The sequence below is a fragment of the Bacillus sp. 17RED48 genome, assembly GCF_019837545.1.
In the GTDB taxonomy this organism is placed as follows: domain Bacteria; phylum Bacillota; class Bacilli; order Bacillales; family Bacillaceae_G; genus Bacillus_A; species Bacillus_A wiedmannii.
Genome location: NZ_JADAXG010000016.1, coordinates 44,377 through 53,269 on the forward strand (window position 1 = coordinate 44,377; position 8,893 = coordinate 53,269).

At 34.2% G+C, this 8,893-nt stretch carries 18 protein-coding genes; 14 read left to right on the top strand and 4 right to left on the bottom strand.

Going from position 1 to position 8,893, the window contains the following annotated elements; genetic code table 11:
* Nucleotides 1-65: 65 nt before the first annotated feature.
* The 4 genes from ILT06_RS30635 to ILT06_RS30650 all read right to left on the bottom strand — a co-directional run bounded on the left by ILT06_RS30635 (nucleotide 66) and on the right by ILT06_RS30650 (nucleotide 1,955).
* Nucleotides 66-659: a DUF4236 domain-containing protein gene (locus tag ILT06_RS30635; RefSeq protein ID WP_222655884.1), complete on the bottom strand. Its 594-nt coding sequence runs from the start codon at nucleotides 657-659 to the stop codon at nucleotides 66-68.
* Between the two features lie 135 nt (nucleotides 660-794).
* Nucleotides 795-971: a hypothetical protein gene (locus tag ILT06_RS30640; protein ID WP_180232499.1), complete on the bottom strand. Its 177-nt coding sequence runs from the start codon at nucleotides 969-971 to the stop codon at nucleotides 795-797.
* A 67-nt stretch (nucleotides 972-1,038) separates the two neighbouring features.
* On the bottom strand, nucleotides 1,039-1,497 hold the full coding sequence (locus tag ILT06_RS30645; RefSeq protein ID WP_222655885.1) for an ImmA/IrrE family metallo-endopeptidase: 459 nt from the start codon (nucleotides 1,495-1,497) through the stop codon (nucleotides 1,039-1,041).
* 20 nt (nucleotides 1,498-1,517) lie between these two features.
* On the bottom strand, nucleotides 1,518-1,955 hold the full coding sequence (locus tag ILT06_RS30650; protein ID WP_222655886.1) for a helix-turn-helix domain-containing protein: 438 nt from the start codon (nucleotides 1,953-1,955) through the stop codon (nucleotides 1,518-1,520).
* A 270-nt stretch (nucleotides 1,956-2,225) separates the two neighbouring features.
* On the opposite strand from ILT06_RS30650, the gene ILT06_RS30655 reads away from it, so the two are divergent.
* The 14 genes from ILT06_RS30655 to ILT06_RS30720 form a co-directional block, all read left to right on the top strand.
* Complete coding sequence (locus ILT06_RS30655) at nucleotides 2,226-2,411, top strand: helix-turn-helix domain-containing protein (protein ID WP_222655887.1); 186 nt, start codon at nucleotides 2,226-2,228, stop codon at nucleotides 2,409-2,411.
* Nucleotides 2,412-2,416: 5 nt separating this feature from the next.
* Complete coding sequence (locus ILT06_RS30660; protein ID WP_222655888.1) at nucleotides 2,417-3,115, top strand: Rha family transcriptional regulator; 699 nt, start codon at nucleotides 2,417-2,419, stop codon at nucleotides 3,113-3,115.
* A gap of 22 nt (nucleotides 3,116-3,137) precedes the next feature.
* Nucleotides 3,138-3,566: a replication terminator protein gene (locus ILT06_RS30665; protein WP_222655889.1), complete on the top strand. Its 429-nt coding sequence runs from the start codon at nucleotides 3,138-3,140 to the stop codon at nucleotides 3,564-3,566.
* 23 nt (nucleotides 3,567-3,589) lie between these two features.
* Nucleotides 3,590-4,300: a hypothetical protein gene (locus ILT06_RS30670; RefSeq protein WP_222655890.1), complete on the top strand. Its 711-nt coding sequence runs from the start codon at nucleotides 3,590-3,592 to the stop codon at nucleotides 4,298-4,300.
* A gap of 63 nt (nucleotides 4,301-4,363) precedes the next feature.
* On the top strand, nucleotides 4,364-4,696 hold the full coding sequence (locus ILT06_RS30675) for a hypothetical protein (protein WP_222655891.1): 333 nt from the start codon (nucleotides 4,364-4,366) through the stop codon (nucleotides 4,694-4,696).
* Nucleotides 4,697-4,862: 166 nt separating this feature from the next.
* A complete protein-coding gene (locus ILT06_RS30680; RefSeq protein ID WP_222655892.1) occupies nucleotides 4,863-5,363 on the top strand; it encodes a hypothetical protein in 501 nt (166 codons plus the stop codon).
* Nucleotides 5,335-5,757 (top strand): cell division protein SepF, encoded by a 423-nt coding sequence (locus ILT06_RS30685; protein ID WP_222655893.1) that lies wholly within the window; start codon nucleotides 5,335-5,337, stop codon nucleotides 5,755-5,757. Before ILT06_RS30680 ends, ILT06_RS30685 begins: the two co-directional genes overlap by 29 nt.
* A gap of 2 nt (nucleotides 5,758-5,759) precedes the next feature.
* Nucleotides 5,760-6,227 carry a hypothetical protein gene (locus ILT06_RS30690; protein ID WP_222655894.1) on the top strand — a complete coding sequence of 156 codons (468 nt, stop codon included), beginning with the start codon at nucleotides 5,760-5,762 and terminating at the stop codon, nucleotides 6,225-6,227.
* Nucleotides 6,228-6,428: 201 nt separating this feature from the next.
* Nucleotides 6,429-6,707 carry a hypothetical protein gene (locus ILT06_RS30695; protein ID WP_222655895.1) on the top strand — a complete coding sequence of 93 codons (279 nt, stop codon included), beginning with the start codon at nucleotides 6,429-6,431 and terminating at the stop codon, nucleotides 6,705-6,707.
* Nucleotides 6,707-7,156, top strand: a complete 450-nt coding sequence (locus tag ILT06_RS30700; protein ID WP_222655896.1) for a hypothetical protein — start codon at nucleotides 6,707-6,709, stop codon at nucleotides 7,154-7,156. The genes ILT06_RS30695 and ILT06_RS30700 overlap by 1 nt, the downstream gene beginning before the upstream one ends.
* The gene (locus ILT06_RS30705; protein ID WP_222655897.1) at nucleotides 7,153-7,734 is read left to right on the top strand and encodes a dUTP diphosphatase; all 582 of its coding nucleotides are present in this window, start codon (nucleotides 7,153-7,155) and stop codon (nucleotides 7,732-7,734) included. The genes ILT06_RS30700 and ILT06_RS30705 overlap by 4 nt, the downstream gene beginning before the upstream one ends.
* Before the next feature lie 21 nt (nucleotides 7,735-7,755).
* On the top strand, nucleotides 7,756-8,256 hold the full coding sequence (locus tag ILT06_RS30710) for a hypothetical protein (RefSeq protein ID WP_222655898.1): 501 nt from the start codon (nucleotides 7,756-7,758) through the stop codon (nucleotides 8,254-8,256).
* Nucleotides 8,257-8,375: 119 nt separating this feature from the next.
* Nucleotides 8,376-8,579, top strand: coding sequence for an XtrA/YqaO family protein (locus ILT06_RS30715; RefSeq protein WP_222655899.1), 204 nt, complete (start codon nucleotides 8,376-8,378; stop codon nucleotides 8,577-8,579).
* A 107-nt stretch (nucleotides 8,580-8,686) separates the two neighbouring features.
* On the top strand, nucleotides 8,687-8,893 hold a 207-nt coding region (locus ILT06_RS30720; RefSeq protein WP_222655900.1), incomplete at its 3' end, for a hypothetical protein.

The following is an 8,893-nucleotide window of genomic DNA, read 5'->3' on the forward strand; positions in this document are numbered from 1 at the left end:
ATTTATCTATATATTGTCATATATTGTCGAAACGCGAATAAAAAATACGTTCAATTGAGCGCCTTTTATTTTTGTATAAGAAGAGTACTTTTGCAATTACGGCAAGTAATCTTCCTTTCTCTAGATATTAATACATTAGCGCAGTTACAATTAGGACATGTTGCTACGTTTGGAGTTCTAATATTTATGTAGCATAAGCAAGAGATAAACGCTAATATCAAAGCTGGAACAATAAGTAGCATTAGTAAAAATAGCGCTGCACATATTCCTGTAATAATAGAAAGTGGTTTCATTAATTTTCTACCTAAAGAGTTTGTTTTGCTATCCTTTAAAAGGATAGGAGTAACTTTGAAAGTTTTAACTTCTCTTTTAGGAGGGGATGATTTAACCCTAGTTTGTAATTGTTCATTTGATGGTGAAGACGTAGGCACGGTGTTTTGAGAAGTAGTGTTCGTTCTTTGTTTTGGAGCTTTCTTTTTACCTATTCTTTGTTCATATGAGATTCCAGTGCCAGGTAAAGAGGTTGTAATCCTTGATCCAGATGGACCGGTACTTATACGAGCGCCTTTTACACCAGCACTTACCCCTACCCCTTTGTGTGTAACGTTTACTTTCACACCTGGGGCAACCTTGATACTTTTACGAAACTTAAAACCCATGATATCGATTCCTTTCTACGTAAAATTAAATTTATTTACTAATTATAACAAATTATTAATCCTTATATTCCTATATAACGTATAAAGAGGTAAATAAAAAATAAATATTGCCCTTCATTAATTTAAAAAGTTATTTTACTTGTTTTTCTCTAAATCTGTAATAATTACTTTTTCCTTGTCTCCTTTTAATTCTCCAATCAATTTATTATTTTCAACAAAAATACGATCAAAAATAGGGATTTTAGTCATTTGAATAGTATTTGTTTTGTTCAGTCGCTTTGCTTTTCTGAAATCATCTAAGTTTATAATCATTGTGGTAATCCTTTCTTGTTAGGAATGTACGTTCGCTTGATGTTTAAAAATAAAAGCCCAGGGAGGACTAATCATAGCAACATACTGACTTTTGATATTTAAGTAATAATAATTCATTTGGAATCCCAGTATGATGAGAGATTGCATCGATAGTTTTAAACTCTTTTGCATATGCATGCCAATCCTCATCGGGCAATAATAATTCAACAGCAAATAAATTTGCTTGTCTTTCAAATTTATCTACAGATAAGAAAGTATTAGCGCGTAAAAATGGAGTATTGACATGTTTATGCATTTTACAATGGCCCAATTCATGGGAGCAAGTAACAATTTGTTCGTTGATACTTAAATTTTCGTTAATGCAGATATACTGGTTTTTCTTATTATATTTATAAAAACCCATGATGCTTGGATCTAAATTTTGATAAAAAACGTGAACATTTAAACGTTCAGCTATTTCAAAAGGGTTGGTTGTATTAAATCTCGCTGCTAGTTCTAATGCTGTGTCTTTTTCGTAGTAACCCAATTGATTCTCCCTCCCCTGACTCACTCAGATTCATTTCTGTATTTCTTCGGGATGTATTTCTTATTTATCTTTTGAGTATGTTTCACAATATACTCCATTGCATCCATTAATGAATCTAAAGCTTCTTCAGTAAGGGGTTCACCAGAAAACATTAATCCGTCAGAGTCTGTCAGATCTTTTCTTATCTCTTCCATTCTTTTTCCGATGTCTTTTTTATCTTTTTCGGTAAAGCCTTCAGCATCTTTAGTAATGTCTTTATTTTTTTGTTCTGTTCTTCCTAATAGATAATCAACAGAAACGTTAAAATAGTCAGCTACCTTTTGAACTTTATCTATCCCCGGAGTTTGATTAGACCATTTTCTAATCTGTCCATTAGATAATTCAATTCTTCTTTCTAGTTCAGCGATAGTTATTTTTTTTTCTTTACATAATCTTTTTATCACATCAACAACAGTCATATAAACCATCCTTGTATGCATGAACCGCTAAATAATATCTTATTGGATATTTTAAAGTTGACTATTATCCAATAAGATATTACAATGTGTTCATAAGCTATTTATTTAGCCATTAAAACATTACAAAATAAAAGCCAAAAGTCACGTTCCCCAACGCATAAAGGCTATAAATGTATGTTTATTTGCTATGAATAAATAATATCATATTGGATATTTTCAGTCAATAATAAGCTGAAATATTAGCTTATTATCTAAAAAGAGGTGAATAGAATGAAAAATGAATTCGGCATGAAGGTTCGAGCAACACTATTCGCTAAAAATATGCCGCAAAAAGAATTAGCAAAACTGCTTGGAATATCTAGTGCGTACTTATCGGACATTCTTCGAGATAAACGAGAAGGTAAGAATGTTAGAGAGAAAATCATAAAAATTCTAGATATGAAGGAGGTTTCATAACAAGAATGAGTCAATTACAAGTTGTTCAACGACCAGTTAGTGAGTTTGTTTTCGCGGAAGGTAATAAGGTAGTGACGGACAGTTTAACAGTTTCAAAAATGTTTGATAAAAATCACGATGATGTTTTAAAAGATATCCGTAAGCAAGCAGAATATGCAGGAGTTGAATTTTCACTCGGTAATTTTTCCGAGTCAACTTATACGAATACCAGAGGACGTATTTATCCTAAATACAATTTGACAGAAGAAGCTTTTACTCTTGTAGTTTTCAGTTATAACACAAAAGAAGCTGTGCAGACAAAAATTAAGTTCATCCAAGAATTTAAGCGAATGAAAGAACATATCCAGAAACAAAATGATCAACAAAAACAAATGTCTCCACTACAAATGATTAACACGATTTCATCTGAAATGATGAAACAAGATGAACGATTAGAAACAATTGAAAACAAGTTAAACGAAAAGATGACGATTGATAGTTATCAACAAACAACTTTACTAAACGCGAAATTGCGTCGAGTTGAAAAGCTTTGGGGAGAAGAACCCAAAATTCGCCAAGCATTTGAAGATAAGAGAATTCTACATAGTCGAGCATGGAAAGATTATAAATTGGCTTTTATAGTTCCAAGTTATCGTGATACGAAAGAAAAAGATTTTGAAGAAGCGTTAACGTATTTAAAAGCCTGGAGACCAGGACTTATATAGGTACAAATGGGAGGTTTTACAAGTGAATATTGATTTAAACAGTTTAGCAGATGGTGCAGTTGCAGAAAAAGTTGATGCAGAGTTTCAACGTGTATTAAAAAACATGGCCGATCCAAACACGGATCCTACAAAGGCAAGATCAATTACATTAACACTTACTTTTAAAGGGAATAAAAAGCGTGAAATATGGGATTGCACTTCTAAAGTCTCATCGAAACTTGTACCTGCAAAAGAAGTTGAATCTACATTCATAGTTGGTAGAGATAACGGTGGTGATGTTATTGGTCGAGAGCTATATTCTGGTGTGAAAGGTCAAATGTATATAGATGGTGAGGGCGATGTGGCTACTGATGTAGGTGGAAAAGTGGCTGTAGAGGAAACGCTAAAAGAAACACCAAAAGAAACAGAACCTGCTCAAATTGTAAATTGGCGCAAAACACAAACTAACTAATAAATCGTAAAGGGGAAATTAAAATGATTGAAAAAGACGCTTTAGAATACGTAGTTGGATTAGGAAATGTAGAAACACACGATATTGATGGACAAACATTCTCAACGCAGCGATTGCATGTAGTAGAAGAGCCAACAGCAAATTCATTTACTGTCCGTAGCTTATCCGGACTAGTTGATTATGTGAAATCAGGTTTTGATTTAGAAGGGCCATTAATGATTCATGTTGCTAATCCAACAACGGTTACCTGCTTTACTGCTATTAATGGGAATTACAATCGCAGCACATTAGTAAGAGCAGAAGCGCTTATACCAGACTTTGATTTTGGATATTGGTACAAGGTGGAGAAGTTTATTATTAGTCTTCAAGCGGCATTTGTTAAAAATGATGATCGTGATGTCATGTTAAAAGTTGTAGGAAATATTACAGAAGAAGATGTTAAGACGTATGGTGATACTGGAATATCGCAAAGTGTAGTGGCTAAGGTCGGTGTAGCGGCAGTTGGAGAAGTTGATGTTCCTAACCCCGTTTCACTTAAACCATATCGTACATTTACAGAGGTAGAGCAGCCAGAAAGTGAGTTTGTATTCCGTATGGAGAAAGGTCCTAACTGTTCAATTCATGAAGCAGATGGCGGTGCTTGGAAGCTAGAAGCGATTGGGAACATCAAAAACTATTTAGTTGAGAAACTAGCAGAAGAAATTGAAAGCAAAAAAGTATTTATCATTGCTTAATAGCAATTTATATAACTTTCAGCTGCACCTATAAACGGTGTGGCTGGAATTGAGGTGAAATAGATGGGATTAGCCGATAGGGTACTTCCAGAGCATATACAAAGAGCTGGGGCTTTAGAGAAACAGCTACGTGAATATATGAAGAATCAAAAGATGTTAGAGCAACAGAGTAATAGAGCGATGAACAATCGTGAGGTAACAACTGCATTGGAATTAAAGGAATTAAGTAATAAACAAAAAGAAGAAGCTACAACAGCAGAAAAAGAACTTATTGGATTATATAAGGCAAAGCAAAAGCGAGATTATGAAAAAGAAAAGGTTTTTGAAGTAGCGAATCGCCTGGAATCGCTAGGCGGTAATCCAAAAGTAGTAGAACAAATAAGAAAAAACGCATAAAAAAAGATCCATCGTGAAAATGGATACTCAAAAAAGGTTCTAGGAAATAAATTTACATTTGCAATTATAACATGATAAATGCACATGCGGCCAAAAATATGTGTATTTATAAAAATATATAGATAAAACGATTGATTAAAAACTATAAAGCAGGGAGCTGAAAGTGATGAATGTTTTGTTGTTCGATGATAATAGTGAATGGTGTGATATCTGTAGTGCGGTAATCCCAACTGCTGATGTGAAAAATATGTATATTGAAGGATACGAGAAAACTCTTTGTAAGTCTTGTCGTGGCGAAATGGAGCTGAAATTAAAAGTAGTTGAAACGTTAGTAATTAAAGATATGTTAACGGCTCTTATAAAAAAATACGGCATGAATAAAGTACGCGAATTTGATTTGGTTAAAGCGGAACGATACGTGAAAGAAAATGAACTAGATTTTGTAATTGAAAAACGTGGAGGGAAGTTTAACCAGGAGAAGTTAGGCGAATTCGTATCTCTTTCTACAAGTGAAATAGTATCGATTCTACAATACTTGCAAAAAAAGATTGGCACCCACTTATGGATGAATGCAGTTATTGGTGCGTTATTAGATAGAGGGCTTGTATATACGCTGCAGTTAGAAGAAGGTGTTCACGATGACGGAACAACTGACATTCTTGCTTGATGATCTTACTAATATAACTGAAGTAACAAAAAACGAAAAGATTATAAATATTAGGGAACAAGCGAAACCGTTTGATATACGAAATGCTCATGCAAAGCACCTGCCAGGACGCGTAGGATTCGCTGATGTACTTGCCATTATCCCTTGTGATGTATGGAGTGCGGAAGAGCTTGCTCGTTCTACAGGTACTAGGCAAGATAACCATTATGACATGTATATCGATTATGTAACAGCGTTATGGCGGTATAGACGAGCACAGGATAAGAGTTTCTTTTGGGACGACGCAGAAGAGATTTGCAAAGCCGCTAGGGAATCGCAGGAACCGCAGCCATTGCGAATTTATTTTGATAGCGGATTTAAACCGCAATATGTAACTAAATATTTGGAGGGTTAAAGATGAAAATAGTTGCAATTACAGTACCGGTACCACACTTTATTAAAACGCCATTTGCAGTTGGTGATTGGGTAGTGTACGAGAATAATGATTGTAAAATGCTTGCAGAAGTAAAATGCATGGATGTAGAACCAAAAACAGGTCGCATTAAGATTCTGGGTATTTGGGGTAATTACAGTGTAATGACTGCAGGTGATAAAGGGTGGCAATATGCAGATCATTGCCGTTTAGCAACAGAAGAAGAACAATATTGGGAAGAACGCCGCAGAGTCTTTGCTAAGAAGAAGAGAAGAAATAATGAATTTCGTTCGGGCGATTTTGTTACTGATGATCGTAACGCTCTTACAGTATTGCATCAAGATAAGGATACAGGCGTTGTAACGGTGTACATTATTAATTCTGGTAAAAGATTAGATATCGAACCGCAAGAATTAGAAGTGTTATTCTTTGCAGAAGATGCTGCAGGGTGAGCAAGAGTACATTTAACGTATTTTGAATATTAGGAAAATAAAAGGTGAAACAAGATATTGCGTAGAGAAAAATTGATTGGAAAGTTAATAGCATTAGAGTGTTATAGGACAAAGGACCGCCAATTGTGGGAATTGGACGAGCTAGAATTGGCGGTCTTACTCGTTATAACGATCATAAAACGGTTAAAGGAGAGCGAAACTATGAAAATTGAAATCTTATGTAATTGCGGAATGAATATAACGGCGGAATTAGATAGAGCGGAGCAGGAAATGGAGAGTGCTGCAGTCCTTCCTATTATTGCTACAAAGGATAACGGAATCCAGGGTGTTATGGTTCAAACAACAGAAAAAGAAATTCAAGTTACATGTACAAATTGCAATGAATCCGCACGATTCTTATTAGAACCGGAGGAAAGAGTAGAAGAAACTCCTATTCTTGATTGGACAAATATCTCATTAGTTAGCCAGGAGGGAGAATGATGAAATCTACATATAAGTATCACATTTCTACTGTATTTCCTCACTGGGGTTGTAATCACATAGTTGTAAAAGAAAATGAAAAAATGGCGAAATATCATTTTTACAAGCAAATTAAAAAACAAGGATTCATTAATATGCCATTTGAGCAGTTTGAGCCATTTATCACTTGCGAATATAAAGGTGTAGTGGATATAACAACTTTATTTGGGAAAGAAGAGCCGTTTCGAAAAATGTGTAATTTTAGAAGAATCCCATTTGCAAAACGTGGAATGCGTGTCGAAGTGCAGGGAAGAAAAGGGACGATCGTCGGGAATTGTAAAAATGATTTGTTCATTGTCCTGGATGATGATCCTCACAAGTTTAGATTTAATCCTCATTGGGAAATTGTTTACTTCAATGATAAAGGTGAAATCATTAAAGATTATCGTAAAGGGGCGTATGCGTTATGAGACATACATCAAACCTATATGTAATTACTCCGGAAGAAACGAAGCAGACTTTTGATATTACAGAGTTGTTCGAAATGCAAAGAGAACTAGATAAGCGAATTGGATATAAGGGCAACGACAAGTTAGATATGCTGTTCCGTGCGTTGATGGTTGAAATCGGTGAAGCCTGGAACGAAACAAGGGCCTTTAAAATGTGGAGCACAGGATTTGGCACGCCAAAGGATGGTTTATTGGAAGAGTTAGTTGATGGTTTCCATTTTTTGATGAACATCGTAATTGAATTAGATCGTTATACATTAAAACGAAAACTCGTTTCTGGTTTTTCAAAACAATACATTATGAAGAAAAACATATTAAATGTAAACAGACTTTTTGAATGGTATATGCAGGATATATTAGCAGCTAAACGTGCATGGTGTGAATTTAGAAATTTAAGTGTAGCATTAACCCATTTACATAAAGCGTTCGGTATTTTCTTCCGTCTTTGCTATCTATACGGTTATAAATTTGAAGATATTGTACAGGCCTACAAAGAGAAGAATGAGGAAAACTTTGCACGTCAAGCAAGTGGATACTGAGTAAAGAGGAGGATGTATTTTATGAAATCGCCATATGAATATTATGTCACTCCAGAAGAATATGAAGTAGCAGCTAAGCATGGGATTAGTCGTGAGCTATTAGATCGTAGGATTAGAAATTCAGGGTGGGATAAAGAGGATGCGATGACTAAACCATCTAGATATAATGCAACAGGGTGGAAAAATGTAAAAGAAATAGCTTTAAAAAACGGAATCTCTCGAGCGACATATGCAGCTAGAATAAAAAGAAACTGGAGAATAATTGATGCAATAACGACACCTCCTATAGATAAATACCAAGCGTTAGAGTTAGCTGAGAAAGTTAATTCTAAATGTCAAAACAAATTGTTAAATGATGAACAAATGAAAATAGCTTCATTACATGGGATTTGCTATAGATTGGCACGTGACAGAATAAAAAGGTTGAAATGGAGCGTAGATGATGCAATAACGATTCCTTTGTTAACGCGAGAGGAATGCGGAAGAATGGGAAAAGAAGCATCATATTGGAGTAAATATTAAGACCCAATTTGAAATTTATAGAAAAAGGGAGTAAGAGATGTAATACACAATTGTTAAATATGATATGAAACTATAGGGCAATGAAAGTACAGAAGCATGAATATATGGGAGTGATTTAATTGAGATTGAAAGATATAAGTGCAAATTTAAGTGAAAAAAAAGTAGAAGTAAATATAGAGGAAGGTAAAGTGCTGATATTAATTCTAGACGGAAATCAAGGGAAAGTTAAAGTTTGTGAAGCAGTAGATCATGGATTAACTATAATCGAAACAGTAAAGGGACATGCAAAAAGAGTTAAATTTGAAGAGAGCGAATTAGTTTAAGTTTTTTATTAAAAATAGAATTTCACTTTACTTTTTCTTGTTTTATTGTAAAATAAACTTACGAATAAGAGAAATGAGGTGGTTTTTTGCACCAAGATACATACAAGATGACTAATACAGAGCTTAAGCAGATTTTTACTGAAAGTATAAAAATAGCATATGAAGTTGATTATAGACAATATAAAAGAACTTATTCTGATAATCCTACAGGGAATGCTAATAATAAGTTCATTAGAGATAGAATTTATGCACAGATTGATAAGAAAATCTGTGTAAATGAAAATTATGAAATGAGAGTTGTTAAAAGAGGATCA

What these genes read in the sequence shown, in the direction of transcription:
- ILT06_RS30650 (WP_222655886.1), bottom strand. Translation starts at nt 1,955, where the DNA reads ATGACTGTTGTTGATGTGATAAAAAGATTATGTAAAGAAAAAAAAATA.
- ILT06_RS30695 (WP_222655895.1), top strand. Translation starts at nt 6,429, where the DNA reads ATGAAAATTGAAATCTTATGTAATTGCGGAATGAATATAACGGCGGAA.
- ILT06_RS30640 (WP_180232499.1), bottom strand. Translation starts at nt 971, where the DNA reads ATGATTATAAACTTAGATGATTTCAGAAAAGCAAAGCGACTGAACAAA.
- ILT06_RS30680 (WP_222655892.1), top strand. Translation starts at nt 4,863, where the DNA reads ATGAATGTTTTGTTGTTCGATGATAATAGTGAATGGTGTGATATCTGT.
- ILT06_RS30690 (WP_222655894.1), top strand. Translation starts at nt 5,760, where the DNA reads ATGAAAATAGTTGCAATTACAGTACCGGTACCACACTTTATTAAAACG.
- ILT06_RS30705 (WP_222655897.1), top strand. Translation starts at nt 7,153, where the DNA reads ATGAGACATACATCAAACCTATATGTAATTACTCCGGAAGAAACGAAG.
- ILT06_RS30700 (WP_222655896.1), top strand. Translation starts at nt 6,707, where the DNA reads ATGAAATCTACATATAAGTATCACATTTCTACTGTATTTCCTCACTGG.
- ILT06_RS30675 (WP_222655891.1), top strand. Translation starts at nt 4,364, where the DNA reads ATGGGATTAGCCGATAGGGTACTTCCAGAGCATATACAAAGAGCTGGG.
- ILT06_RS30710 (WP_222655898.1), top strand. Translation starts at nt 7,756, where the DNA reads ATGAAATCGCCATATGAATATTATGTCACTCCAGAAGAATATGAAGTA.
- ILT06_RS30670 (WP_222655890.1), top strand. Translation starts at nt 3,590, where the DNA reads ATGATTGAAAAAGACGCTTTAGAATACGTAGTTGGATTAGGAAATGTA.
- ILT06_RS30685 (WP_222655893.1), top strand. Translation starts at nt 5,335, where the DNA reads ATGACGGAACAACTGACATTCTTGCTTGATGATCTTACTAATATAACT.
- ILT06_RS30635 (WP_222655884.1), bottom strand. Translation starts at nt 659, where the DNA reads ATGGGTTTTAAGTTTCGTAAAAGTATCAAGGTTGCCCCAGGTGTGAAA.
- ILT06_RS30655 (WP_222655887.1), top strand. Translation starts at nt 2,226, where the DNA reads ATGAAAAATGAATTCGGCATGAAGGTTCGAGCAACACTATTCGCTAAA.
- ILT06_RS30660 (WP_222655888.1), top strand. Translation starts at nt 2,417, where the DNA reads ATGAGTCAATTACAAGTTGTTCAACGACCAGTTAGTGAGTTTGTTTTC.